Raw genomic sequence first — 25220 nt, forward strand, 5'->3', positions numbered from 1 at the left:
TTGATGACAAGTTTAAGCGCACACCTGATATGTTTAAAATAACTAACATGATGCTGTGCGGAAAAAGCGGAGTAAAATATGTACGCTGTTTTCCAATCTGGTGGTAAACAACACCGTGTAAGCGAAGGTCAAACTCTTCGTTTAGAAAAATTGGACGTAGAAACTGGCGCAAACGTAGAGTTTGATTCAGTTCTTATGGTTGCTAATGGTGAGGAAATCACTATTGGTGCACCTCTGGTTGCTGGCGGTAAAGTAACTGCAGAAGTAGTTAAGCACGGTCGTGGCGATAAAATTAAAATCGTTAAGTTCCGTCGTCGTAAGCATTCTCGTAAGCAAATGGGCCACCGTCAGTGGTTCACTGAAGTCAGAATTACTGGCATCAGCGCTTAATTAACATAACGGAGAAGCTAACATGGCACATAAAAAAGCTGGTGGTTCTACTAATAACGGTCGCGATTCAGAAAGCAAACGTCTAGGCGTGAAGCGTTTTGGTGGCGAATCTGTTCTTGCAGGTAACATCATTGTTCGTCAACGTGGTACTAAATTCCACGCAGGCACCAATGTTGGTATCGGTAAAGACCATACTCTATTTGCTTTATCTGAAGGTAAAGTTAAATTTGAAGTTAAAGGTCCTAAGAACCGTAAGTTTGTAAGTATCGAAACTGCATAAGTTTTCTACTTACATTATGAATTCAAAGCCCTGCCTTAACGGCGGGGTTTTTTATTTATAAAGTACCAATTGATATTCGAAATAGACCCTAGACCCTAGACCCTAGAATGAATCATTTAGATATAGCAATATCACTGGGATTTATAGTCTGTGGTCTACACTCATAATAGACTTGCCAACATGCAGGTGGAGTAGCAAATGAAATTTGTTGATGAATCAACCATAAAAGTAGAAGCGGGCGACGGCGGTAACGGCGTAGTCAGTTTCTGGCGTGAAAAATTCGTAGAAAAAGGTGGCCCTGACGGCGGTGATGGCGGTGATGGCGGCGATGTGTATATGCAAGCCGACGAAAACCTCAACACCTTAGTTGATTATCGTTTTGAGCGTTTCCATAAAGCAGAACGTGGTAAAAATGGTAGTGGCGGCAACTGTACCGGTCGTCGTGGTGCGGATAAAACCATTCGTGTGCCTGTTGGTACTCGTGCGGTTGATATCCACACTAACGAAGTCGTAGCCGAAGTCACCGAACATGGCAAAACCATTATGATCGCTAAAGGCGGTTGGCATGGTTTAGGTAACCAACGTTTTAAATCGTCGGTTAACCGTGCACCTCGTCAAAAGACAATGGGGACGAAAGGTGAAGTTCGTGAATTGCGCCTAGAATTATTGTTGTTGGCTGATGTTGGCATGCTAGGTTTGCCCAATGCCGGTAAATCGACTTTTATTCGCGCAGTTTCTGCCGCTAAACCAAAAGTTGCCGATTACCCGTTTACCACTTTGATCCCAAGCCTTGGTGTGGTTCGTGCCGGAGCTGAGCGTAGCTTTGTAGTTGCCGATATTCCTGGTTTGATTGAAGGTGCCGCAGACGGTGCTGGTTTAGGTGTGCGTTTCTTAAAACACTTAGAGCGTTGCCGCGTATTGTTGCATATGATTGATCTTCTACCGGTTGATGGCTCGGATCCAATCACCAATGCTCTAACGATTATTGATGAGTTAGAGCAATACAGTGAGAAAGTTTCGGCTAAACCGCGCTGGTTGATCTTCAATAAAGTGGATCTTATCAGTGAAGAAGAAGCAGACGAAAAGATCCAAACGATCATCGACGCTTTAGGTTGGGAAGGCCGCACAGCCCGTATTTCAGCCATCAATAAATTAGGCACCAAAGAGCTGAGCTTCGAATTAGCTGAGTTTATGGAATCGTTGCCAAAAGAAGCATTGGAACTGACCGTTGAAGAAGAGAAAGTCGACTTCAAATGGGATGATTACCATAAAGATGCGATCAGTGGTAAAGATGTTATCACTGAAGAGTGGGACGATGATGATTGGGATGATGATGACGAAGATGATGGTCATGTTATCTATGTTCGTGACTAATCCCCATCTTAAACTGAAGTGATACCAAGAAAGCTGCAATTCTCTTTTGAGATTTGCAGCTTTTTTATTTTAAATCATATTTTCCAATCTCGTAGTGATGCACACTAATAATGATAGGCAGGAAGCCTATTATTAGTTTGATTTCTTAATGAGGAAGAGTGATTGGCAATGGAAGCAAATCAGAAAAATATAACCCGCTTTATCATCAATGCGGGACAGATGTTATTAGCCCACGGCGCGGAAAGCACGGTGGTGGCCGATATCACTCGCCGTTTAGGTTTAGCCTGCGGAATGGAAGAAGTCGAAGTGTCGTTATCGGCCAGTTCTATTATTATCACCACCATTATGGATGATAACTGCGTGACTACGGTTAGACGCAGCCCTGACCGAGGGATTAATATGTCGGTTGTGACCGATATTCAACATATCTGTATTATGGTTGAGCGTCGCGTGCTTGATTTTACCTTAGCTCAACATAAACTCGAACAAATCAAGCCTAAGCGCCATAACCGGTGGATTGTGGTTTTAATGATAGGTTTATCCTGTGCCGCTTTTTCGCACCTTGCGGGTGGGGATCGCATTGCCTTTGCTATCACATTTGTCGCCTCAGCGATTGGTATGATTGTGCGACAAGAAATAGCTCACCGAAATTTTAATCCGTTGCTTAATTTTGCCGTCACTTCTTTTGTTATCACATTAATATCCTCACAAGCGGTGATTTATCAAATCGGTAGTCACCCTTTTCTTCCTATGGCTTCCTCAGTGTTAATGATGGTGCCAGGCTTTCCGTTAATTAATGCCGCCGCCGATATGCTCAAAGGTTATATTAATATGGGAATCGCTCGTTTTGTGATGGCAACATTGCTGACCTTGGCGACCAGTATTGGTATTGTGGGGGCGATGACGCTCACTGGTGCATGGGGGTGGGTACACTAATGGATCTATTACTCGCACTGCTCAATGATATGTTTTTTGCTTCTATTCCAGCGGTCGGTTTTGCTTTGGTGTTTAATGTGCCGGTTAAAGCGTTAAAGTATTGCGCACTGGGTGGGGCGCTTGGTCATGGCACTCGTTTTTTACTTTTGCACTATGGCGTACCGATTGAATGGGCGACATTATGCGCCGCGACTTTAGTGGGGATGGTGGGGGTGCATTGGTCGCACCGATTCTTAGCTCATCCGAAAGTATTCACTGTGGCGGCGATGATCCCAATGATCCCTGGGGTTTATGCCTTTAAAGCCATGATCGCAGTGGTTGAGTTGAGTCATGTCGGTTATAGCCCTGAATTACTAGCAATATTAATCGATAATTTTTTACAGGCGATATTTATCATTGCCAGTTTAGCGATTGGACTCGCGATGCCGGGATTATTATTTTATCGGCGTAAGTCAGTGGTATAATCCTCTGATATTTAACTGTTGAAGGATGGATAGTGCGTGAAAATTAGCATGATAGCCGCAATGGCGAACAATCGAGTGATTGGCAAGGATAATCAAATGCCTTGGCACCTTCCGGCTGATTTTGCTTGGTTTAAACGTTGCACCTTAGGTAAGCCAGTAGTGATGGGAAGAAAAACCTATGATTCAATAGGTCGCCCATTACCAGGCAGAATGAACATTGTGATCAGTCGAGATAAGACCTTATTCATTGAAGGTGTGACTACGGTGTCCAGCATTGAACAAGCAAAAGAGGCCGCCGGTAACGTTGATGAGTTGATGATCATTGGTGGTGGCAGTATCTACCAAGCTTGTTTAGCTTTTTCTGATCGACTTTACTTAACTTATATTGACGCTGATCTTGATGGTGATACTCAATTTCCTGATTGGGGCAAAGGTTGGCATGAAATTCAAAATGAAACTTATGCCGCTGATGACAAAAACGGTTATTCGATGCAATTTGTTTGCTTAGAACGAAAATAATAATAATTGAAGGTAATTAATGCGTCTTAATAGCGCGGTTTCTCCCTTAGAGCTTTGGATATTTAAATATTATCGCTTTGTACATGGCGCTCGTATTGCACTTGCGTTTGTGATGATGTTAGCTATAACACGCTTACTTGATATTCCAGACAGCACTTGGCCATTGATCACATTAGTGGTGGTGATGGGGCCTATTTCTTATTGGGGGAATGTCTTTCCTCGCGCGATTCAACGAGTACTCGGAACCTGTATCGGTGCGGCATCGGGCATGGTGGCTTTATACCTAGAAACCTTTTCAACCCCATTATTGATGTTGTGGTGTGCGATTATTATGTTTTTGTGCGGCTACCTTGCATTAGGTAAGCGGCCTTACGCCGGTCTATTGATTGGTATTACTTTAGCTGTGGTGTTAGGGGCGCATAGTGGCGAGTTTGAACAGGCATTATGGCGCAGTGGTGATGTGATTTTTGGCTCAGCATTTGCGTTGTTATGTTGCAGTATTTTCCCCCAACGTGCCTTTATTCACTGGCGATTAAATGTCAGTGAGCATTTACTTCAAATTGCTACGCTGCACCATACATTATTATCACCTAACGTGGTTGAGCGTCCTCGCCTACAAGCAAGACAAAAAGAAATGTTGGGTAACATTATTCGTAATCGCAGCTTAGTTTCGCCTTCGGCGGCAGAAACACATTTAAGCTCTAGTTTATTAAGTAGCATTCAAAGCAGTATGGTGAACTGTCTATATACTGTCGATAAATTGTCGGATATTTATTGGCAAGACCGCCACCATCATTTAGCTTTAATTCAGGCTAAAAGTTTAAAGATAAGTCATCAAGCGACCGAAAAAACCTTATATCAATTATCTCATATGCTGAAAACCGGAGAGATTGAAGGGGGAGAGTGGCATTTTGACAATATGAATGAAGCAATTGAAGAAGTGAAAAGCTTGTTAGATAAATCCCAACACGATACTTCATTGTATGGCTATGTGTGGTTAAATGTGCAACTTATTGAAGAGCTGGCCAAGTTGCGCCGTATGATTATGTTAGCTTTGAATCTCACCAAGTCTTCAAATTTTACTTAGAGCCGCTTTGTTGCTTTGCTCTACTGTGTTACTGATTTTTTGTGTTGGCCACAATACGTAAAAATAGAACATCAGCAATACGGTTATAAATTAAATACTATCAATGGTTTATTTGGTTTTTTTGGGTGTTTGAGTTAGGTTATCTTGAGTAAATACCTGCTGATCTTCCCAACATAGCATCGAGAGATACTCTCCCCATACGCATCCGGTATCCAATCCAATCACGTTCGCTTGCTTATCATGACAGCCCATTAATGATGCCCAATGACCAAAAATGACAGTTTTTTCCAATGGAGTACGATTAGGTACTTGAAACCAAGGCACTAAACCATTGCTGCTGGCTTGCTCTGGTGGCAGTTTGCATTCTAAATTAAGCTCACCATCTGACTGGCAAAATCGCATGCGGGTAAAAGCATTGATGCTATAACGTAAGCGATCTAGGCCTTGTAGCATCGGATCCCATTTAGTCGGTTGATCACAATACATATTTTCGATTAGCCAAGGCCATTTTTCACCTTGTAAGTGAGTGGAAATCTGCGCTGATGCTTGACGTGCATCTGTGAGATCCCATTGTGGCGAAATACCAGCATGGCACATCACAAATTGATCATGTTCGGCCAATAATGGTTGTTGGCGTAACCAATCCATTAACTCATTTCTATCAGGCGCGGCAAAAATATCAGCAGTTTTATCTTTTGTTTTACAAGGGAATAAACCAAGATGCACGGCCAGTAAATGCAGATCATGATTGCCTAATATACAACGAGCAGCTGAGCCTAAAGAGCGTACAAAACGCAGCGTCTCGAGTGATTTAGGCCCACGAGCCACAAGATCGCCCGCCAGCCAGAGCGTATCGATTTTAGGATCAAAGGCCACTTGTTGGAGTAGTTTTTGCAATTCATCCAAGCATCCTTGAATATCACCGACAATATAAGTCGCCACAAGGCCTCTCTAGTTTAAAATGTTGGGAATGGCTAAGCGGAACGGTTCAATTTCAGCAATGAATGCCTGTCCTTGTTCATCGAGCATGCCGTAATGACCTTGCATAACACCAACCGGCGTTTCAATCGCAGTACCACTGGTATAAGTGTATTCTTGCATCGATTCAATCACAGGTTGCTCGCCGACCACGCCTTCACCTTCAATACTTAATTGCTTGCCATTTGCATCGGTAATTAACCAACGTCGAGTCTGTAGTTGTACGCTTTGCTGGCTTAAATTACGGATAGTGATGGTATAGGCAAATACATAACGGTGTTGTTCCGGTTGAGATTGCTGAGGAATGTAACGGGTATGCACTTGGCATTTAATACAAGGGGTCGAAACTGCTGGCATGGAGTTCTCCTATCCTTAGGGGAAGGTATGTTTTGTCTTTCAGTATTGGTTGTTAGGGTATCTAGGGTTTACCCCAATCACCGAAACAAGTTTGGCTAATGGGGTAAACGACCTTGCGAGCTTTCAATTCTTAACGTTCTAGCATCATTCGCATTTTAATTATTCAATCAAAAGCGAAAGGCACTAAATTAGAAGCATTGATTTAAGCTTATTCTTCAGCGTCTGACTGCGCTTCAGGCGAACCTGATCTAGCGTGAAGGTAATTAGCTAAATCGACAAACTGCACCAAAGTTAAGTTCTCAGGACGAACGCTTGGATTAATTCCCACTTGTTCGAGTTCTTCCACTGTCGCCAGGTTTTTAAAACAGTTACGTACGGTTTTACGACGTTGGTTAAAACCTTCACGGCATACACGTTCTAGCCATTTTAAGCTAGTGGTCGGATGCGGAAGCACTTCGTATGGCATTAAGCGAACCACGGCTGAATCTACCTTTGGCGGCGGAATAAAAGCCGTCGGTGGCACTTCTAATACCGGCATCACTTGGCAATAATATTGCGCCATCACAGTTAAGCGACCATAAGCTTTTGAGCCCGGGCCCGCCGCTAAGCGATTAACCACTTCTTTTTGCAACATAAAGTGCATGTCTTGAATATCACTATGGAATTCAAACAAGTGGAACATTAATGGGGTTGAGATGTTATATGGCAAGTTGCCGAAAATGCGCAGTTTATTGTTTGGCTTCACCAGTTGGTTAAAGTCAAAACGCATCGCATCGCCCTCATGAATGGTGATTTTACTTGCCAGTTCAGGGTGGTTGCGTAGCCGTTCTGCTAGATCTCTATCTAGTTCAATCACGGTCAGTTTATCAACTTCACGTCCAACCGGCTCTGTAATTGCGCCAAGGCCAGGACCAATTTCGACCAAGTTTTGCCCAGGTAGTGGGTTAATTGCCGATACAATACCGTCAATAATATAAGGGTCATGAAGGAAGTTTTGACCAAAACGCTTACGCGCTTTATGACCTAGATGGACATCATTACTCATTAATATTTCTCATTTTTTAATAAAACTAACACCATTAAAGATAGGCTTTAAATGCGGTTAGTGCTAGAGCTTTCAGCAAGCTCTAAAGCGTGGGTGATAGCAGTTAAAAAACTGCCAATGTCGGCTTTCCCTGTGCCGGCTAAATCAAGTGCAGTCCCATGATCAACTGAGGTGCGTATAAAAGGCAGACCTAAGGTAATGTTGACTGAATTACCAAAGCCTTTGTATTTTAGTACAGGTAGGCCTTGATCGTGGTACATAGCTAATACTGTATCAGCTTGTTCCAAGTATTTAGCATTAAAGATGGTGTCGGCAGGTAATGGGCCAACTAAATCCATGCCATCTTGTTGTTTAAGTTTTTCCAGTGTCGGGCTGATGGTTTCAATCTCTTCACGCCCTAAACAGCCATCTTCACCGGCATGTGGATTAAGACCACACACATAGATCGATGGTTTTTCAATACCAAATTTGGTCACCAAATCAGTATGTAAAATTCGGATGATGCTTTCTAAGCGTTCGGCAGTAACCGCTTGGCTAACATAAGCTAACGGAATATGAGTGGTGACTAAAGCCACGCGTAAACCTTCGGTTGCCAGCATCATAACCACCAATGGGGTATTGGATTGCTCGGCAAAAAATTCGGTATGGCCACTAAATGCCACACCAGCGCGATTGATTACACCTTTATGTACCGGACCTGTAACTAAGGCATCAAATTCTTTACTAATACAGCCTTGGCAAGCGTGCTCTAAGGTTTTAAGTACATAATGCCCATTGGCTTCATTCAGTTCGCCTGCCACTACTTCAACCGAAGCCTCGATATGCTGAACGTATAATTGCCCTGCAATAGAAGCGCAGACTGGTTGCTTGGCTTGATAATCGAGTAAATTGACTTTGATCCCTAACAATTGTGCGCGCTGTTGTAACATATTTTTGTCGGCGCAGACAATCAATTGATGTGGCCAATCGCTTTGAGATAAAGCTAAAACCAGGTCTGGACCAATACCAGCCGGCTCACCTGCTGTAATAACAATCCGCTTGATCGTGGCGGTGGTATGGTGATGCTCTTTATGGGGTTGATTGTTATTTTGCATCGTTCGTACCTTGATCATTATCAAGCATTTCAACATAAGCACTGGCACGAATTTCTTGTAACCAAGCACCGGCTTCTTCATTAAATTTACGCTTAAATAGGATCTCATAGGCACGGTTTTTCATGGCCGATTCAGTGCGGTCGACAGTGCGACGATCGAGGACTTTGACAATATGCCAACCGAAGCTGGTTTTAAAGGGTTGGCTGATCTCACCAATCGGTAAAGTATCGACTTGATGTTTAAATTCAGGCGCATAATTATCAGAAGTTTGATAGCCGAGTTTACCATCATTAACTGCCGTACCTGGGTCTTGGCTGTATTGTTTCGCCAACTCACCAAAGGTTCGCTTGCCAGATTCAATTTGATCAATAAAGCCATTTAGTTCTTGTTCGGCGCCTTGATCACTTAAAATAATCGAAGGTTTGATTAAGATATGTTGGGCGCTAGTTTCCGTTACCGCTACCGTTTTAAGCCCTTTAACATCTTCAATCTTCATAATGTGAAAACCAACGCCGCTGCGGAATGGACCAATAATTGCGTCTTTTCCTTGAGTGGTTATTTGGTCGGCAAAAATGGTTGGCATTTCTTCTTTACGCATCCAACCCCAGTCACCACCTTCTAACGCTTTTGGACCTTTTGAATAAGTGTAAGCCAGCGTAGAGAAATCTTCCCCTTGTTTTAAACGCTCGACTAACTCTTTTGCTTGTTTTTCGGTTGCGGTTTTATCATCACCAAAGCGTAGTTGTAATTGGGCGATCTTATATTCAACCGTTGAGGTGGTTTGGTCGGCCAGTAAAGCTGATAAAGTATCAACTTCGGAAGGTGAAATATTAACGCGGCGTCGAACCTGAGCATTACGTGCTTCACTAATCGCAATTTCTTTGCGTATTTGTTCACGGAAAATAGGGTAAGTTAAGCCTTCACTCTCAACCGATGCTTTGAGTTGATCAACGGTTTGTTTATGTCCGCTGGCAATTCCCTTTATCGCTTGTTCTAAACGGTCATCATCGATTTGGATGCCCATTTTTTTTGCTTCTTGCAGTTGGATCTCATCTAAAATCAGTTTTTCTAGTACTTGTTCATGCAAAACCTTGGCATCCGGCAGGCCTTTTTTACCTGCGTTTGCCTTGACCGTTTTCATGGCATTATCGACATCGGTTTGTAAAATAACGCCAGTGTTGACAATGGCGACGACGCTATTTAGCTCTTGCGGCGCAGCAAAGGCGGTGTGCCCAATACCTAGAGTGAGTATGCTCAATAATGCAGGGATCCATTTTTTCATTACTACTTCCAAAATAATAGAGATAGAAAGCCAGCCCAATTGTGGCTGACTTAGTCATTTATTTGTTGTTTTGTGATCGTTTTTTATGATTAATTTAAGCTAAATGGACGACCATAACTTAAGGCGTTACCACCATCGCTGTAGGCAAGACCTGCACTGGTACCTAAGCCTTTAATACCAATGTTGATACTGACTTTACCTTCGTACTCTGGTCCTGGCCCATTCTGGGCATATACATTTTCAACACTACCTGATGACATAATATGATGCGAATAGGTGACACCTAAGAACCAACAATCATCGTTGTAAGTGACGCCCGCTAAGCCTTCTAACATGTTGTTTTCAGTTAAATCATAATAATAACTGGCATTAAAGTCCAAACGCTTCGTAATTTTAAATTTCGTTAAAGCACCAAGTTGAGAAATACCACTTCGAGTGTATGAATCGAGCTGGGACTCTAAAATATTGGGTGCACTCTGTTGGATATAATCTTTCGATGTATAACGATAGTTTAACTGGGTATAACCGGTTGGCAATTTATATTCAAGCGTACTGTTCGCTTGCTGTAAATTGGATAAATTGGAGTCATATTGAAGACCACCTTTATATTGCCATTTGTCACTGATATTCCATTCGTTCTCTAATGCCCATGCCGAGAGATGATTATTGTTAGAATTATCACTTTCTTCCGATGGTGTAAGATAGAGTATCTGGCCTAATGAAATATTAAAACGTTCTTTAAAATCGGCATCATAAAAACGAGAGGTAGCACCATAACTAAGCTGGTTAGCTGAGGCGATATAATCGACACTGCTGTATTTCATATCACGGAATAATCCGTAATAATCTTGCGGCATTAAAGTTGTGTCATAACCATGATAAATCTCATCTTGATCGACTTTGGGAATATACAAGTATTGCAATCTTGGCTCGATGGTTTGGGTGTAATCACCAAAGAACTTTTCGTTACTGTCCATGAATAGATTACCGTTAATTCTAAATTCTGGCACTACTCGTTGAGTGTGCTCTTTTAATTTGGGAACGTTGGTGTTTTTTAAATCTTGATCATAGTAGGTATACATTACCTTAGCTTCTGAAGTTAACTGCCCCCATGGCGCAGAAAAAGGCAATATAACGCCTGGCTCCATATGTAAGCGTGTTGCATCTGGGAGTTTATCGTTATCGGTTTCAAAACGCGAGATATGGCTATTCCACTCAAAATCTAGGTGTGGCAATGCGCGTGGACGATAATATTTAAAGCCCAACTGTGGTAATAATCGGTATGGTTTGTTATTGGTGAGCACCTGGAAATTACGCACCTTTAAGGTGGTGTCAGAGAATTCGGTTCGGTAATCGACTTCACCAATTTGGTTCAGCTGCCCATCTTCACGCTGACCAATATTAGAATCGAGATCATCTAAATAAGTATTATCACTGATTTTTGCGTAATCGACCGAAAATTTCCAGTGTCGATTATAGATACCTTCATGCTGCAAGTGCCCCCCCCAACGAGCGCCTTTATCGGTGTAGAGACCATCTTTATTCAGGTATTCAAATTGAGCTGAACCTGCACCAAAGCCATCGGTTCGGTAGCGAAACTCGTTCTCAAATTGAGTGCCGCGCTTTTGCATGTAGTTGACGGTGGTGGTGAGATCGTAATTGGGTGCTAAGTTGAAATAAATGGGAATATTTAACTCTAGGCCATTTTTTGTATCATAAGCAGCATTAGGGTATAGAAAACCGGTTTTACGTTTAGCACCAATCGGCACGGTGATGTATGGCCAGTAAAAAATAGGAATATCTTGCACTTCAAAGCGAGTGTTGTAAAAAGTAGCTTCTTGCTCGTCGTTATCAATATCAATGTCACTGGCTTTCACGCGCCATGATTTGTTATCTTCTGGACAGGTAGTTAAGCTGCCATCTTGCATTGAATAAATCGCTTGGCCATCTTTTAGAATATAGGCTGCGTCACCACGAGCCGTTTGGCACAGTAAATTATATTTAGTATTGTACAGTTCAACTCGATTCCCTTTCAGATCTGAGTTAACCTTGGTCGATTGTGATTTAATTTGACCATCATTGGTGACCACGTTGCCATCGGCTACCGCGGTATTATTGGCTTGATTGAGCGTTACTTTGTCGGCTGTTATGGTCTTATGACCTTGAGTTACCACCACATTGCCATGATAGGTCGCTTGATTTTGACCTTGAGACGTTACACTATCTGCTTGAATATTAACTGGGATACTATTGCTGTTTTTCGGTTGACTGGCTGGATCAATACATTGATCTACTGGGGGCGTATTGATTGACGCGCTATCATCAGAGTCACTCTCATTTAAAGGAGTGTTACTTGTACTTGAGTCAGCAGGGGTAGCATCAACCACTGCGGTTTCAGACACACTATCGCGACTGCTATCGTCAGCGAAAGCAGGAGATAAAAAAGCAGCACTAAGAAGAGTGGTGAAAAAAGTGCGAGAAAGTCGAAGCATTGAGTAAAATAGTCCTTTGCAACGTTAAAGTTGATATTGTTTTTTATAAAATTTCATAAATAAGACGAACTCTATAGAGATTTCTATATCATATACGGAAACGGCTTTAAGATACATTGTTCAACCAGATAAAAATGGTTTGTATTTCACATCGTCAAATGGCGAAATAGAGAAGACCAACCTCGCTCGGGTTGAGAACAATAATCATCTCGTGCGATTGTTACTATACAGACAACGGTAAAGAATAAAAATTCATAGTTTGGGAATTGGATAAGTAGATGATAGGTAAATTACTCGGTATTTTGTTTGGCTCCATGGTAGGTAATATCCCAGGGGCGATTATTGGCTGCTTTATTGGTCATATGTTTGATAAAGCTCGTACAAATCAACAAGGTTTTCAATCTGCGTTTGGTTCTGGTGCGTCACAAGCGGAGCGCCAAACGGAGTTCTTCCAAGCTGCATATGCAGTGATGGGACACGTTGCTAAAGCCAAAGGGCAGGTGACCAAAGAAGAAATCCAACTGGCGAACGTGATGATGGATCGAATGAACCTGAGCGCGGCGCAAAAAACAATTGCTCAAGAGGCATTTCGTCAAGGTAAGGAAGCGTCTTTTCCATTACAAGAAACGTTACGGAAAGTACGGTTTTCAGCCGGACGTAGACGTGATTTGTTACAGTTTTTCTTAGAGCTACAAATCTCAGCCGCTTTTGCTGATGGTGATTTACATCCTAGCGAAATTCAAGTTTTGCAGGTTGTGGCTCAAGAGTTAGGGTTTACTGCGCAATATTTACAGCAACGTTTACGCATGCAAGAGGCTGCTTTCCGTTTCCAGCAGCAAGGTGGGTTTGGTGGCTATCAACATCAAGGCCAGCAATCGGGCGGCCAATGGCAACAACAAACATCGGCTTCGCAACTAAACCATGCTTACGACCTACTAGGGGTGAGTAAGGATGATGATGCAAAAACCATTAAACGTGCCCACCGTAAGTTGATGAATGAACATCACCCAGATAAATTAGTGGCAAAAGGTTTACCGCAAGAAATGATGGAAGTGGCAAAGCAGAAAGCGCAAGAAATTCAAAGTGCTTATGACCTGATCAAGAAAGAAAAAGGCTTTAAGTGAGTTTAAAGTAGAAGGGGCGGAACGCTTCGCTTGAGAATCAATGATATAAAATAGCCTATGCCTATTTATCAAACGGGAGCATATTAGGCTCCCGTTTTTTTTGCTTTTATTTTTTAATCCCTTATCCCTGCACGCGCATTGATAGATCCATCGCTTTAATGTGCTTCGTCAGTGCGCCGACAGAAATGTAGTCCACTCCTGTTTTAGCGTATTCATTTAAGGTCTCAAGGGTTATGTTACCTGAGTTTTCTAATGCGGCTTGACCAGTGGTTAAACCGTTTTCTTGGCCTATCTGCTGATTTAATGCCACCGCTTCAATCATCATGTCTTTAGTGAAATTATCGAGCATCACAATATCTGCACCGGCTCGGATTGCGCGTTCCAATTCGGCCAGTGATTCAGTTTCAACTTCCACCGGTTTACCTGGGTTTAATTGCTTAGCCGTCGCGATCGCCTTTTCAATCCCGCCACAGGCAATAATATGATTCTCTTTAATTAAATAACCATCAAAAACTCCAATCCGATGATTAAAACCGCCACCACACGTCACCGCATATTTTAATGCGCTGCGCAGGCCAGGAATGGTTTTACGAGTATCTAGCAAGCGACAGTCCGTGCCTTGCAATTGCTGAACATATTGAGCGGTTAAGCTGGCGCATCCAGATAAAGTTTGAATAAAGTTCATCGCATTACGCTCACCGGTGAGTAGTGCGCGGGAAGGACCGGTTAGGGTGCAAAGGGTTTGATTGGGTTTGACGGTATCGCCATCGGTGACATGCCAATCTATGCTTACTTGGCCGCCAAGTTGTACAAACACTTCATCAGCCCAAGCTTGACCACAAAAAACGCCATCTTCACGTGTAATAATGGTGGCAGTATTTACCGCATCTGCAGGAATTAAACTGGCGGTAATATCGGCATTCGGATCAAGTGTGCCGCCTAAGTCTTCTTTTAGGGCATCACTTACCATACGAGTGATTTGTTGTGGTAGTTGCTGCTTTAGATAGTTAAGGCGAGAATCTGAATCGTGAGTATTTTTCATGCGAGAGTGATCCGGTTGAAGTTTGCGATAATGGTATGATACTGCAATCTGGATCAAAAGGGGAAGAGCGCGATTATTTAGTAGTATTAATACTAATCGCTTTAGATCTGATCCAGCATTAATACAAGGATTGCTTAAATATGGATTTATTTTACTCTATATACACATTTCTTTTCCGAGACTAAATTTTATATACCCCAAGTAAGATGGGTATAAGCACTTTAAGGACATATATGTATATCAAGGCTGATCACTGGTTGTCAGAGGTTAAGCACATTCCCTCACCATATTGTGATCAACGGCCAGATCAAACGCCGATTTCACTATTGGTGGTGCACAATATTAGTTTGCCTCCGGGTCAATATGGTGGACCTTATGTCGAACAGTTTTTCACCGGACAACTCGATCCTAATGCGCATCCTTTTTTTAAAGTGATCCATAGAATGGGGGTTTCGGCGCATTGCTTTATTCGACGTGATGGTGAAGTGATCCAGTTTGTGCCTTTTAATGCTAGAGCATGGCATGCGGGGCGATCGAGTTTTGCAGGAGTGGATCGTTGTAATGATTATTCGATAGGTATTGAGCTTGAAGGTACCGATTTGGATAGTTATAGCCAAGCGCAATACCAAGCTTTGGTCGCAATAACTAAAGCGCTGATGACCACTTACCCCGACATTACACTACCAAGGATCACTGGCCATCAATATATAGCGCCATTACGCAAAACCGATCCTGGTTTAGGGTTTGATTGGCGAAAATATCGCGCCATGATTAAAGCGTAGTTCCCATTCAAATCAATTTGAATACGCCTAAAAGACGCTGAACCGTCCTTGGTCGCTTGAGAAAAAGCCATCCATGACCTTTGACACTTTTCTCTGTACTCAATTTTGAACGATCATTAAATTTATGGAATTGGTATTACACTTTTCTTGTATCCAATTTTGATGCTTCATTAAATTTCTTGCATTGGCATAAAAAAGAATAAAACGTAAAAATCCTAGAAACCAGATAAAAGAGGCTTCTAGGATCATTGCTTATTGCTTATTGCTTCTATTTCAAAAAGCTAGGGATGTTGTTTTCAAACTCGGTAATTTTATCGGCATGTTGCAGTGTTAACCCGATATTATCCAAACCATTTAACAAGCAATGACGACGAAACTCATCAATTTCAAAGGAATATTGCTTACCATTGGCGGATACCAGCATAGCTTCAAGATCAACCGTCACTTGCGCGCCTTGATTGGCTTCAACAAACTGGAACAGTTCATCGACTTCCGCATCAGTGAGTCGAACCGGCACCATCTGATTATTGATTGAGTTGCCATAGAAAATATCGGCAAAGCTTGGCGCGATCATCACTTGAATACCATAATCGGCTAATGCCCACGGCGCATGCTCACGCGATGAACCACAACCAAAGTTTTCACGCGATAATAAAATACTCGCCCCTTGGTAGCGGGGTTTATTCATAATGAAATCAGGATTTGGCTGTTGACCGGCATCATCTAAAAAGCGCCAATCATTAAAAAGATGTTGACCAAAACCAGTGCGAGTGACTTTTTGCAGAAACTGCTTAGGGATAATCGCATCGGTATCGATATTAGCAATATCCAATGGCACCACTAGGCCAGTATGTTTTTGAAATCCTTGTGACATAGTGTTTTCCTTATTGTGCTTGTTCTGCGAAGGCAAGTTCGAATGAACGAATATCCACAAAGTGACCGGCGATCGCCGCTGCCGCTGCCATAGCCGGGCTGACTAAGTGAGTACGACCATCGCGCCCCTGACGACCTTCAAAATTACGGTTGCTGGTGGAAGCGCAACGCTCTTGTGGACCCAAACGATCATTGTTCATCGCCAGACACATAGAGCACCCCGGTAAGCGCCATTCAAAACCGGCATCGATAAAGATTTTATCTAATCCTTCAGCTTCGGCTTGCGCTTTGACTTGCTCTGAGCCTGGTACGATGAGGGCTTGCACATTGGCGGCAACTTTCTTGCCATTAGAGGCGCTAACAACGGCTGCTGCCGCGCGCATATCTTCAATGCGAGAGTTAGTACAAGAACCGACGAACACTTTATCAACAGGATAATCCGACAGTTTTTTACCGGCTTCAAGTCCCATATAAGCCAAGGCTTTTTTGGCTGAACTTTGCTCAACAGGATCAGCGAAACTTTCTGGTGCAGGAATAACCCCATCGACTGACATCACTTGACCAGGGTTGGTACCCCAAGTGACTTGTGGAGTAATGTCTGCCGCGTTTAACGTAACGACAGCGTCAAATTGAGCGTCATCATCAGATTGCAGCGTTTTCCAATATTCAACCGCCGAGTCATAATCGCCGCCTTTGGGAGCAAATTTACGCTGTTTAATATAATCGAAAGTGGTTTGATCGGGAGCGATAAGGCCGGCTTTAGCGCCAAGTTCGATCGCCATGTTACATACCGTCATGCGGCCTTCCATCGAAAGATCGGTAATCGCTTCACCACAAAACTCGACCACATAACCGGTGCCACCCGCTGCCGTGGTTTTGCCAATAATGGCTAGCACGATGTCTTTGGCGGTAATGCCATCAGCCACTTTGCCTTTGACTTCAATTTTCATTGTTTTAGCTTTGGCTTGTTTCAGCGTTTGAGTGGCTAATACATGTTCGACTTCCGAGGTGCCAATACCAAAGGCTAATGAACCAAATGCGCCGTGAGTGGCGGTGTGCGAATCCCCACAAACAATGGTCATGCCTGGTAGAGTAATACCAAGTTCAGGCCCCATTACATGTACAATGCCTTGATATTTATGGTTTAGATCGTAAAGTGTCACACCAAACTCTAAGCAGTTTTGCATCAGAGTTTGCATTTGAATGCGCGCCATTTCACCCGAAGCATTAATGTCTTTGGTGGTGGTGGAGACGTTGTGATCCATAGTCGCGAAGGTTTTGCTCACTTGGCGTACCGGCCGGCCTTTTTCGCGTAAACCATCAAAGGCTTGAGGGGAAGTCACTTCATGTACTAAATGACGATCAATATAAAGGATAGGTGTTTCACCTTCCGCGGCGACTGCGACATGAGCATCGTAGACTTTTTCATATAGCGTTTTGGCTGTAGTTTGTTTTATAGACATTGCTCTACCTGCTCGTGTTTAGCGATTAATGGCTGGGGAGTTAAGGATATACTGCGCGATCTTGTCACCCATTTCTGAGGTCGAAAGTGCAGCTTTATCTCCGGCTAAATCACCCGTTAGCTCTCCGGCTTCTAGGGCTTGAGATACCGCTTTTTCAATATCTTGCGCAGCCGCTTCTTCATTTAAACTATAACGAAGCATTAATGCGGCTGATAAAATTTGCGCCACTGGATTAGCAATGTTTTTACCTGCGATATCCGGTGCACTGCCGCCCGCAGGTTCATACAAACCAAACTTGCTTTCATTTAGGCTGGCAGATGGCAACATGCCCATTGAACCTGTGATCATGGCGCATTCATCTGAAATGATGTCACCAAAAATATTAGAACAAAGCATGACGTCAAATTGCGATGGGTCTTTGATTAGTTGCATGGTGGCGTTATCAATGTAGATATGTGATAACTCTACATCTGGGTAGCCTTTGGCGATGTCTTCGACCACTTCACGCCATAAAATCGAGCTTTGTAGTACGTTGGCTTTGTCGACCGAGCACACTTTTTTGCCGCGTAGACGAGCCGATTCAAATGCGATTTTGGCAATACGTTCAATTTCATAACGGTGGTAAATTTCGGTATCAAAGGCTTTTTCTTCTGGGCCTTGGCCTTCACGACCTTTAGGTTGACCAAAATAAATACCACCAGTTAATTCACGCACCACCACAATATCAAAACCACGCCCTGAGATATCGGCGCGTAATGGCGAGAAGTTCTCTAAACCGGAATGAATTTGTGCGGGGCGTAGATTACAAAATAATTGGAAGTGCTTACGCAGAGGAAGCAAAGCGCCACGTTCAGGTTGATCGTTTGGAGGTAGGTTTTCCCATTTCGGGCCGCCGACTGAGCCAAATAAAACCGCATCGGATTGTTCGCACGCTTTAACTGTGCTGTCCGGCAGTGGCGTGCCATGGTTATCAATCGCGATCCCACCAACATCATGTTGTTCACGCTCAAAGGTGATCGTGTGTTTTTTCTCTATTGCATCCAGAACCTTGTGCGCTTGTTGCATAACTTCTGGACCAATGCCATCACCAGGTAGTACGGCTATTTTATATGAACCTGCCATGGTTATTTCTTCCTTAAAAATTAAAATTTAAACAGTTGCGATTTTTTTCGAGTGTTTGATCTCGGCAATTTGATCGGCGCGATGAATACTATTGATCACATGAAGCAGCGCTTGACCAGAAGCCTCGACAATATCGGTCGCCAAACCCGTACCATGATATTTACGGCCTTTGTAATTAGCAATAATGTCAGCCTGACCTAAGCCATCTTCGCCTTCACCCTTGGCTGTCAGATCAAATTTATCCAATACGATTTCATAGCCAGTCAATTTATAGATACATTGGTATAACGCATCAACCGGACCATTACCGACTGCTGCTTCACATTTTTCTTCATCGCCACACTGCAATTTAATGCTGGTGGTCGCCATCACGCTGCCGGATTGTACGCTTAGGTAATTCAACTTAAAGTAGTCGTCTTCATCGCGCAAGTTCGCAAAGTGCATTAATGACTCTAAATCGTAATCAAAGACTTGGCCTTTACGGTCTGCCAGTTTTAGGAAATCATCATAAAGAGTATTAAGATCGTATTCGCTGTCGTGATAACCCATAGTGTCCATGTGGCTCTTGACCGCCGCGCGACCAGAGCGACTGGTTAGGTTTAAGGCTTGATTTTTAAGACCGATGGTTTCTGGTGTCATGATCTCATAAGTATTTTTATTTTTTAGCATGCCATCTTGGTGGATACCGGATGAATGGCTAAAGGCATTCGAGCCCACAATGGCTTTATTGCTTTGAATTGGCATATTGCACAGTTGGCTGACAAGCTTGCTGGTGCGATGGATCTCATCGTATTTAAGACCAGTATTGACCCCTAGGAACTCACCACGGGTTTTGATGATCATGGCGATCTCTTCCAGTGCACAGTTACCCGCGCGCTCACCAAGCCCATTGATTGTCCCTTCCACTTGACGAGCACCTGCTTGAACTGCCGCCATTGAATTGGCAACCGACATACCCAAATCATCATGGCAATGCACAGAGATCACCGCTTTATCAATGTTAGGAACGCGATTAAATAGGGTGGCGATAATGCCGCCGAATTCGTTGGCCATGGTGTAGCCGACGGTATCGGGAATATTAACCGTGGTAGCGCCAGCATCAATGGCCGCTTCGACAATGCGACATAGATTATCGATTGGAGTACGGCCGGCATCTTCACAAGAAAACTCAACATCGTCGGTGTATTTACGCGCACGTTTAACCGAGCGGATCGCCATTTCAACTACATCATCATAGCTGCGACGCAGTTTGTCTTGTACGTGAATGGTCGAAGTGGAGATAAAGGTATGAATACGGAAAGCTTCTGCCACTTTTAGCGCTTCGGCGGCGACATCAATGTCTTTTTCTACTGCGCGAGACAGGGCGCAAATACGACTGTTTTTAATATTTTTGGCAATGGTTTGTACCGATTCAAAATCACCAGGAGATGAGATAGGGAAGCCAGCTTCGATAACATCCACCCCTAAACGCTCTAATGCATAGGCAATTTGCAGTTTTTCTTTTACTGTCAGGCTGGCAGAAAGTGCTTGCTCGCCGTCGCGTAGGGTAGTGTCGAATATAATTACTTGATCATTCATAGTGGCTTCCTTTCTATGTGTGTACGCGATCCAACGCGATTTTAGCTTTGGTGAGCTAAATATAATAAAAAAGCCCGCATGGTAATGCGGGCTTTTTTGGAATTCTTATGTGGTATGTTTCGTCCACTTCCTACCCGCGCGATGGTTTCACGATAAGGAGGAGGTTGAGTAGAGTTGAAACATGTTTAGTCATTAATTTTCATCCACAAAGTTAGTGTCTAAATTAGTACCGCATTTACCTTATCATCGTCAAGGGTTTTGATTGAAAAAGTGACAATAAGTTAACATTTTATCTTCATCTCTTTTAATTCTGGTTATTCCCTATGAGTTATCTTTTTCAACTTATTGGTTTGATTTTCAAAGCAATCACTCAGTTTTATCGTTACAATCGAATTAAGCATGCAATTGCTGATAACATCTAGAACTGTAGAGATGGCATGTAGACCAAAGGAAGGGTAGATGCGCAATAAGTTACAACAAAACAAGTTTGTTTTTAATCGGCTATGTTGCTTGAGTTGCATAGTGTTACTTTCCGGCTGCCAAATATTAAATCAATCGGTTCCAGGGGCTGCTTTCTCTCCATCAACTAATCAACCCGTTTCGATGCTAGCGAAAATGGGGAACGATATCGATCAGGCCTTATCCTCTGATGGTCAGAAAAAATTGCTAAACCAAATCAATATCGCTTTAGAGTCTTATTCTCGCCGTAATTTTACCGAGCAAGATAAAATCAGCCAATCAAGTTGGTCGATTGCTGTCGGGGATAATAATGTCATAAGCAAAACGTTAAAACGTCAAGTGACACAAGGCGTCACTCTCGATATCGCATCTGAATGGCGAGACTTACCTTATCTGGCGACCACCACGGTTAATTTACGTTCTGAACCGTCATCGCAAAGTGAAAAGGTTGGGCAGTTGCAAAAGGGCGAACGATTTACCGCTCTGGTTCGAGTAAACAACAAACGTTGGTTTATGGTAGAGCAACATGATGTAGTTTTAGGTTATGTGCATATGGATTATGTTCACCCGATGAATACTGATAGAACCTTACTCTCAACATACCCTTCTGCCTTTAATATTGATCCTCATACAATCACAGAGCAAGAATCGGCGTTACTTACATCTTTTAAAACTGCTCTTCGTTGTAAGTCGATGACGTATACCTTGTCTAATCAGGCACAAGAAACGCAATCACCCCCTTTCACCGTTTGCAGAAAAGCCCTCAATCGTTGGTATATTCAAACTCATCAATAGCCTTGGTCTGATCCATTGTCTTTGTATATTTATTATGCCAAACCATGATCTAAAACCACTCAAATCATACAGTGGATGGATGGTTTGTGTTTTAGAATAATTTATATTTTTTCTGTCTTTTTTAACTGGTTGTTTTAATTGGTTATTTTGAGGTGTTCATCTAAATTATATTATATAATATAAATATAGTTGTCATCAATGTTTCTTGAGTGGATAGTGTCCTCAGACCGCTTCCAAGTGGCATCAAATTAAATCATTATTAATTATCTTTTCTTATCGACAGTGTGGTGAGCGATTACTCATTTAAGAGTGCTATCTGTTAAGAATTGTAGAGGCAAGCAGCATGACAAACTCAACTGAACAAAACCAAACAACAGTAACTAACCACCGTATGGAATCAACATTACGTGGTGTTGACCTTAACCTCCTTACAGTGTTTGATGCGGTAATGCAGGAGCAAAATATCACTCGTGCAGCTCAGTATTTGGGTATGTCACAACCGGCAGTAAGTAATGCCGTTGCTCGCTTAAAAGTGATGTTTAACGACGAACTTTTCATGCGTCATGGTCGTGGTATTCAGCCAACTCAACGTGCTCGTCAGTTATTTGGTCCAATGCGTCAAGCGCTGCAATTAGTGCGTAATGAATTACCGAACTCTATTTTCTTGCCAGAAACTTCAAGCCGTAGTTTTAAATTGTCGGTATGTAGCCCATCAGATATCCGTTTTGCTCCTCGTATTATGAGCGGCATTGCAGAAAAATCACCAAGCATTCAACTGCACCTAGATGCAGAAAATGACACTAACTTGGCTGAAAAACTTCGTTACCAAGAAGTGGATTTCGTGATTGATTACGCTCGTTTTGATGCACCAGGATACTCAAGTACTGAAATTTTTAGTGATGAATTAGTAGTGGTGGTTTCAGCCAATCACCCTCGTATTGGTTCTCAGATTTCTAGCCAAGAATTCTTAGCGGAAAACCATGCAACATTATCGAAAGTAAATGGTGTTAGCAGTTTCTATGAGCATGTGTATGGCGCAGAAACTCAGTATAAAGAATCTTATCAGGGTACCGGTTTGAGCAATGTTCTTTATGTTGTTGGCCAATCTGAGCTTGTGACTGTGGTACCACGTTGGTTAATGGATATCATGCCAAATCGTCAAAACTACAAAGTATTGCCTTACCCATTCGCCGATAACAAAGTAGCGGGTTACCTAAGCTGGCACGAATCACGCGAAAAAGATAAAGGCCACATCTGGATGCGTGATCAACTGATGATCCTTTGTGGTGAAGCACTAGCTGATGCACAGCGCGCATAAGCCGTGATGAAGTGAAGTAAAAACAAGCACAACTTCTAAGCTATTCAATATAAACGCAGAGTCTTTACCGGCCCTGCGTTTTTTGTTGTCTGGCACAAAGTCGTTATTTGCGGATTTTAAATTTACGCATATATGCAATGACAACTTCTGATCACGTTATTTTATCATCACGGAACCTTAGAGATAAAATTTGTCCTATGTTGCAAAAATGATAATATTTTTGGTTTTATTTTTAGCTTTTATTAGACGATAAAGGATAACAGACATTAAAACTTAGCTAGATATCCTTAAATCGGAGTGAAACATCAGTTTTAGAGCTTATGCTGGCGGTTTCTCCGGCTAGACGCATTAAAACGATGACGGTAAAGTGATCAGGTTGAGAGTCGGGAATTCTCTCAATAATGCACCTCCTTAAGCGATTATGATCGAATTAAGGGGTACATAGATTGGATAGATATTCGCATCGTATCCCTCGTAGATACCGGTTGTAGTGTGAAGTTATCTCTTTATTTAGGCTAAAAATAAGCCCTAACTATGTAAACATTTATCGCATGGATGAGCGAGATGTCTCCATTTGGTAAGTGATGCCAAGCAAGTCATTTGATGATTGAAATCATTATGACGATTGGTCTATTAACGGAGGCAATATGGAAATGTTATCCGGCGCGGACATGGTCGTTCGCTCTTTGATTGATGAAGGTGTTGAACACATCTTTGGTTACCCTGGCGGCTCAGTACTCGACATCTATGATGCTTTGCATGAAAAAAGCGATATTGAGCATGTATTGGTTCGTCACGAACAAGCTGCCGCGCACATGGCTGATGGTTACGCTCGCGCTACCGGAAAAGTTGGCGTGGTGTTAGTGACATCGGGCCCCGGCGCCACCAATACTATTACAGGTATCGCAACCGCTTACATGGATTCAGCGCCAATGGTAGTGATATCTGGTCAAGTACCCAGTAACTTAATTGGTAATGATGCCTTTCAAGAATGCGACATGGTGGGGATCTCTCGCCCTGTGGTGAAACACAGTTTCTTGGTGCAAAGAGCGCAAGATATTCCTGAAGTAATCAAAAAAGCCTTCTATTTAGCATCCACCGGTCGTCCTGGTCCGGTAGTGGTTGATCTGCCTAAAAATGTATTAAACCCACTTGAAACTTTCCCTTATCAGTATCCTGATGAAGTTAAAATGCGATCGTATAATCCGACCACGTCAGGCCATAAAGGACAAATCAAAAAAGGCTTAAGAACCTTACTTGAAGCGAAAAAACCAGTGTTGTATGTCGGCGGAGGCGCGATCATTGCGGAGGCGAGCGAGCAACTGATTAAGCTGGCTGAAGCATTGAATTTACCCGTTGTCAGCACCTTAATGGGGCTCGGCGCTTTCCCTGCAACTCACAAAAATTCATTAGGTATGCTCGGGATGCACGGTACGTATGAGGCCAATATGGCGATGCATAATGCCGATTTGATCTTTGGTGTAGGGGTACGTTTTGATGATCGAACCACCAACAATGTAGAAAAATACTGTCCCAATGCCAAGATCATGCACATTGATATTGATCCTTCTTCTATTTCCAAGACCATTCATGCCGATCTGCCGATTGTTGGCTCGGCTGATGAAGTGCTCAATAGCATGCTTAAGCAACTGCCAGAAAAAGAGATCAAACAAGACAGTGAAGCGATCGAAACTTGGTGGCAAGAGCTGCAAGGTTGGAAAAATCGTCAGTGTTTGGAATTTGATCGCACCAGTGATCGTATTAAGCCACAACAAGTGATTGAAACGCTGTATAAATTGACCAAGGGCGAAGCGTATGTCGCTTCTGATGTCGGTCAGCACCAAATGTTTGCTGCGCTGTATTACCCATTTGATAAACCGCGCCGTTGGATTAACTCTGGCGGTCTGGGCACTATGGGCTTTGGTTTGCCTGCCGCGATGGGGGCCAAGTTTGCCATGCCACAAGAAGAGGTGGTGTGCGTCACTGGAGATGGCAGCATTCAAATGAATATCCAAGAGCTATCCACTTGTTTGCAATACGATATTCCGGTAAAAATTATTAACTTGAATAACCGATTCTTAGGCATGGTTAAGCAATGGCAAGACATCATTTACCAGGGACGTCATTCTCATTCTTATATGGATTCAGTACCCGATTTTGCCGCGATAGCCGAAGCCTATGGGCATGTTGGGATCCGAATTGATAAACCCGAAGATCTTGAAGCTGGCTTACAAAAAGCGTTAGATATGAAAGATCGTTTGGTGTTTGTTGATATTAATGTCGATGAAACTGAACATGTTTACCCAATGCAAGTGAAGGGTGAAAGTATGGATAAGATGTGGCTAAGCAAGACGGAGAAAACCTAA

At 42.9% G+C, this 25220-nt stretch carries 23 protein-coding genes; 12 read left to right on the top strand and 11 right to left on the bottom strand.

What is annotated here, in order from left to right; all coding sequences use genetic code 11:
- Positions 1 to 78: 78 nt before the first annotated feature.
- The 7 genes from rplU to HC723_RS02160 all read left to right on the top strand — a co-directional run bounded on the left by rplU (position 79) and on the right by HC723_RS02160 (position 5050).
- Positions 79 to 390: a 50S ribosomal protein L21 gene (gene rplU / locus HC723_RS02130; protein ID WP_153447783.1), complete on the top strand. Its 312-nt coding sequence runs from the start codon at positions 79 to 81 to the stop codon at positions 388 to 390.
- 22 nt (positions 391 to 412) lie between these two features.
- Entirely contained in the window at positions 413 to 670 is a 258-nt protein-coding gene (gene rpmA, locus HC723_RS02135; RefSeq protein WP_017026335.1) for a 50S ribosomal protein L27, read from the top strand.
- Positions 671 to 868: 198 nt separating this feature from the next.
- Positions 869 to 2044 carry an Obg family GTPase CgtA gene (gene cgtA, locus HC723_RS02140; protein WP_153447782.1) on the top strand — a complete coding sequence of 392 codons (1176 nt, stop codon included), beginning with the start codon at positions 869 to 871 and terminating at the stop codon, positions 2042 to 2044.
- A gap of 168 nt (positions 2045 to 2212) precedes the next feature.
- The gene (locus HC723_RS02145; RefSeq protein WP_153448206.1) at positions 2213 to 2980 is read left to right on the top strand and encodes a threonine/serine ThrE exporter family protein; all 768 of its coding nucleotides are present in this window, start codon (positions 2213 to 2215) and stop codon (positions 2978 to 2980) included.
- Entirely contained in the window at positions 2980 to 3444 is a 465-nt protein-coding gene (locus HC723_RS02150) for a threonine/serine exporter family protein (protein WP_225874265.1), read from the top strand. The genes HC723_RS02145 and HC723_RS02150 overlap by 1 nt, the downstream gene beginning before the upstream one ends.
- Before the next feature lie 36 nt (positions 3445 to 3480).
- The gene (gene folA, locus HC723_RS02155) at positions 3481 to 3963 is read left to right on the top strand and encodes a type 3 dihydrofolate reductase (RefSeq protein ID WP_153447780.1); all 483 of its coding nucleotides are present in this window, start codon (positions 3481 to 3483) and stop codon (positions 3961 to 3963) included.
- A 19-nt stretch (positions 3964 to 3982) separates the two neighbouring features.
- Positions 3983 to 5050, top strand: coding sequence for an FUSC family protein (locus HC723_RS02160; protein WP_153447779.1), 1068 nt, complete (start codon positions 3983 to 3985; stop codon positions 5048 to 5050).
- 108 nt (positions 5051 to 5158) lie between these two features.
- On the opposite strand, the gene HC723_RS02165 is transcribed toward HC723_RS02160, so the two are convergent.
- The 6 genes from HC723_RS02165 to lptD form a co-directional block, all read right to left on the bottom strand.
- A complete protein-coding gene (locus tag HC723_RS02165; protein WP_153447778.1) occupies positions 5159 to 5992 on the bottom strand; it encodes a symmetrical bis(5'-nucleosyl)-tetraphosphatase in 834 nt (277 codons plus the stop codon).
- 9 nt (positions 5993 to 6001) lie between these two features.
- Entirely contained in the window at positions 6002 to 6385 is a 384-nt protein-coding gene (gene apaG, locus HC723_RS02170; protein ID WP_190338065.1) for a Co2+/Mg2+ efflux protein ApaG, read from the bottom strand.
- 208 nt (positions 6386 to 6593) lie between these two features.
- A complete protein-coding gene (gene rsmA / locus HC723_RS02175; RefSeq protein WP_194704448.1) occupies positions 6594 to 7430 on the bottom strand; it encodes a 16S rRNA (adenine(1518)-N(6)/adenine(1519)-N(6))-dimethyltransferase RsmA in 837 nt (278 codons plus the stop codon).
- A 47-nt stretch (positions 7431 to 7477) separates the two neighbouring features.
- Entirely contained in the window at positions 7478 to 8524 is a 1047-nt protein-coding gene (pdxA, locus tag HC723_RS02180) for a 4-hydroxythreonine-4-phosphate dehydrogenase PdxA (RefSeq protein ID WP_153447775.1), read from the bottom strand.
- Positions 8514 to 9806, bottom strand: a complete 1293-nt coding sequence (surA, locus tag HC723_RS02185) for a peptidylprolyl isomerase SurA (RefSeq protein ID WP_153447774.1) — start codon at positions 9804 to 9806, stop codon at positions 8514 to 8516. Before surA ends, pdxA begins: the two co-directional genes overlap by 11 nt.
- Positions 9807 to 9895: 89 nt before the next feature.
- Positions 9896 to 12298 (bottom strand): LPS assembly protein LptD, encoded by a 2403-nt coding sequence (lptD, locus tag HC723_RS02190; RefSeq protein WP_190338067.1) that lies wholly within the window; start codon positions 12296 to 12298, stop codon positions 9896 to 9898.
- A gap of 278 nt (positions 12299 to 12576) precedes the next feature.
- On the opposite strand from lptD, the gene djlA reads away from it, so the two are divergent.
- Positions 12577 to 13422, top strand: coding sequence for a co-chaperone DjlA (gene djlA, locus HC723_RS02195; RefSeq protein ID WP_153447772.1), 846 nt, complete (start codon positions 12577 to 12579; stop codon positions 13420 to 13422).
- Between the two features lie 121 nt (positions 13423 to 13543).
- On the opposite strand, the gene nadC is transcribed toward djlA, so the two are convergent.
- Positions 13544 to 14464, bottom strand: a complete 921-nt coding sequence (nadC, locus tag HC723_RS02200; protein ID WP_153447771.1) for a carboxylating nicotinate-nucleotide diphosphorylase — start codon at positions 14462 to 14464, stop codon at positions 13544 to 13546.
- Positions 14465 to 14697: 233 nt separating this feature from the next.
- Here nadC and ampD point away from each other — a divergent pair, with 233 nt between their 5' ends.
- Positions 14698 to 15246 (top strand): 1,6-anhydro-N-acetylmuramyl-L-alanine amidase AmpD, encoded by a 549-nt coding sequence (gene ampD / locus HC723_RS02205; protein ID WP_190338069.1) that lies wholly within the window; start codon positions 14698 to 14700, stop codon positions 15244 to 15246.
- Positions 15247 to 15514: 268 nt separating this feature from the next.
- Here the strand turns inward: ampD and leuD are convergent, their stop codons facing one another.
- The 4 genes from leuD to leuA are packed head-to-tail and all read right to left on the bottom strand — an operon-like array spanning position 15515 to position 20282.
- Entirely contained in the window at positions 15515 to 16120 is a 606-nt protein-coding gene (leuD, locus tag HC723_RS02210) for a 3-isopropylmalate dehydratase small subunit (protein ID WP_153447769.1), read from the bottom strand.
- 10 nt (positions 16121 to 16130) lie between these two features.
- On the bottom strand, positions 16131 to 17582 hold the full coding sequence (gene leuC, locus HC723_RS02215; RefSeq protein ID WP_153447768.1) for a 3-isopropylmalate dehydratase large subunit: 1452 nt from the start codon (positions 17580 to 17582) through the stop codon (positions 16131 to 16133).
- 18 nt (positions 17583 to 17600) lie between these two features.
- Positions 17601 to 18704, bottom strand: a complete 1104-nt coding sequence (leuB, locus tag HC723_RS02220; protein WP_190338070.1) for a 3-isopropylmalate dehydrogenase — start codon at positions 18702 to 18704, stop codon at positions 17601 to 17603.
- Between the two features lie 27 nt (positions 18705 to 18731).
- The gene (gene leuA, locus HC723_RS02225; RefSeq protein ID WP_190338072.1) at positions 18732 to 20282 is read right to left on the bottom strand and encodes a 2-isopropylmalate synthase; all 1551 of its coding nucleotides are present in this window, start codon (positions 20280 to 20282) and stop codon (positions 18732 to 18734) included.
- Positions 20283 to 20741: 459 nt separating this feature from the next.
- Here leuA and HC723_RS02230 point away from each other — a divergent pair, with 459 nt between their 5' ends.
- The 3 genes from HC723_RS02230 to HC723_RS02240 all read left to right on the top strand — a co-directional run bounded on the left by HC723_RS02230 (position 20742) and on the right by HC723_RS02240 (position 25220).
- The gene (locus HC723_RS02230) at positions 20742 to 21536 is read left to right on the top strand and encodes an SH3 domain-containing protein (protein WP_190338074.1); all 795 of its coding nucleotides are present in this window, start codon (positions 20742 to 20744) and stop codon (positions 21534 to 21536) included.
- A 343-nt stretch (positions 21537 to 21879) separates the two neighbouring features.
- Positions 21880 to 22854, top strand: a complete 975-nt coding sequence (gene leuO, locus HC723_RS02235) for a transcriptional regulator LeuO (RefSeq protein WP_153447764.1) — start codon at positions 21880 to 21882, stop codon at positions 22852 to 22854.
- Positions 22855 to 23501: 647 nt separating this feature from the next.
- Positions 23502 to 25220, top strand: a complete 1719-nt coding sequence (locus HC723_RS02240; protein ID WP_153447763.1) for an acetolactate synthase 3 large subunit — start codon at positions 23502 to 23504, stop codon at positions 25218 to 25220.

Source organism: Vibrio sp. S11_S32 (assembly GCF_014694465.1).
GTDB classification, from domain to species: Bacteria; Pseudomonadota; Gammaproteobacteria; order Enterobacterales; family Vibrionaceae; genus Vibrio; species Vibrio algicola.

Excerpts from the sequence above, each read along its gene's own strand:
- nadC (WP_153447771.1), bottom strand. The coding sequence starts at position 14,464 with ATGAAAAATACTCACGATTCAGATTCTCGCCTTAACTATCTAAAGCAG.
- HC723_RS02145 (WP_153448206.1), top strand. The coding sequence starts at position 2,213 with ATGGAAGCAAATCAGAAAAATATAACCCGCTTTATCATCAATGCGGGA.
- HC723_RS02150 (WP_225874265.1), top strand. The coding sequence starts at position 2,980 with ATGGATCTATTACTCGCACTGCTCAATGATATGTTTTTTGCTTCTATT.
- leuA (WP_190338072.1), bottom strand. The coding sequence starts at position 20,282 with ATGAATGATCAAGTAATTATATTCGACACTACCCTACGCGACGGCGAG.
- HC723_RS02160 (WP_153447779.1), top strand. The coding sequence starts at position 3,983 with ATGCGTCTTAATAGCGCGGTTTCTCCCTTAGAGCTTTGGATATTTAAA.
- leuB (WP_190338070.1), bottom strand. The coding sequence starts at position 18,704 with ATGGCAGGTTCATATAAAATAGCCGTACTACCTGGTGATGGCATTGGT.
- HC723_RS02230 (WP_190338074.1), top strand. The coding sequence starts at position 20,742 with ATGCGCAATAAGTTACAACAAAACAAGTTTGTTTTTAATCGGCTATGT.
- apaG (WP_190338065.1), bottom strand. The coding sequence starts at position 6,385 with ATGCCAGCAGTTTCGACCCCTTGTATTAAATGCCAAGTGCATACCCGT.
- ampD (WP_190338069.1), top strand. The coding sequence starts at position 14,698 with ATGTATATCAAGGCTGATCACTGGTTGTCAGAGGTTAAGCACATTCCC.
- rplU (WP_153447783.1), top strand. The coding sequence starts at position 79 with ATGTACGCTGTTTTCCAATCTGGTGGTAAACAACACCGTGTAAGCGAA.
- djlA (WP_153447772.1), top strand. The coding sequence starts at position 12,577 with ATGATAGGTAAATTACTCGGTATTTTGTTTGGCTCCATGGTAGGTAAT.
- leuC (WP_153447768.1), bottom strand. The coding sequence starts at position 17,582 with ATGTCTATAAAACAAACTACAGCCAAAACGCTATATGAAAAAGTCTAC.
- surA (WP_153447774.1), bottom strand. The coding sequence starts at position 9,806 with ATGAAAAAATGGATCCCTGCATTATTGAGCATACTCACTCTAGGTATT.
- leuO (WP_153447764.1), top strand. The coding sequence starts at position 21,880 with ATGACAAACTCAACTGAACAAAACCAAACAACAGTAACTAACCACCGT.
- HC723_RS02240 (WP_153447763.1), top strand. The coding sequence starts at position 23,502 with ATGGAAATGTTATCCGGCGCGGACATGGTCGTTCGCTCTTTGATTGAT.
- pdxA (WP_153447775.1), bottom strand. The coding sequence starts at position 8,524 with ATGCAAAATAACAATCAACCCCATAAAGAGCATCACCATACCACCGCC.
- rsmA (WP_194704448.1), bottom strand. The coding sequence starts at position 7,430 with ATGAGTAATGATGTCCATCTAGGTCATAAAGCGCGTAAGCGTTTTGGT.
- lptD (WP_190338067.1), bottom strand. The coding sequence starts at position 12,298 with ATGCTTCGACTTTCTCGCACTTTTTTCACCACTCTTCTTAGTGCTGCT.
- rpmA (WP_017026335.1), top strand. The coding sequence starts at position 413 with ATGGCACATAAAAAAGCTGGTGGTTCTACTAATAACGGTCGCGATTCA.
- cgtA (WP_153447782.1), top strand. The coding sequence starts at position 869 with ATGAAATTTGTTGATGAATCAACCATAAAAGTAGAAGCGGGCGACGGC.
- leuD (WP_153447769.1), bottom strand. The coding sequence starts at position 16,120 with ATGTCACAAGGATTTCAAAAACATACTGGCCTAGTGGTGCCATTGGAT.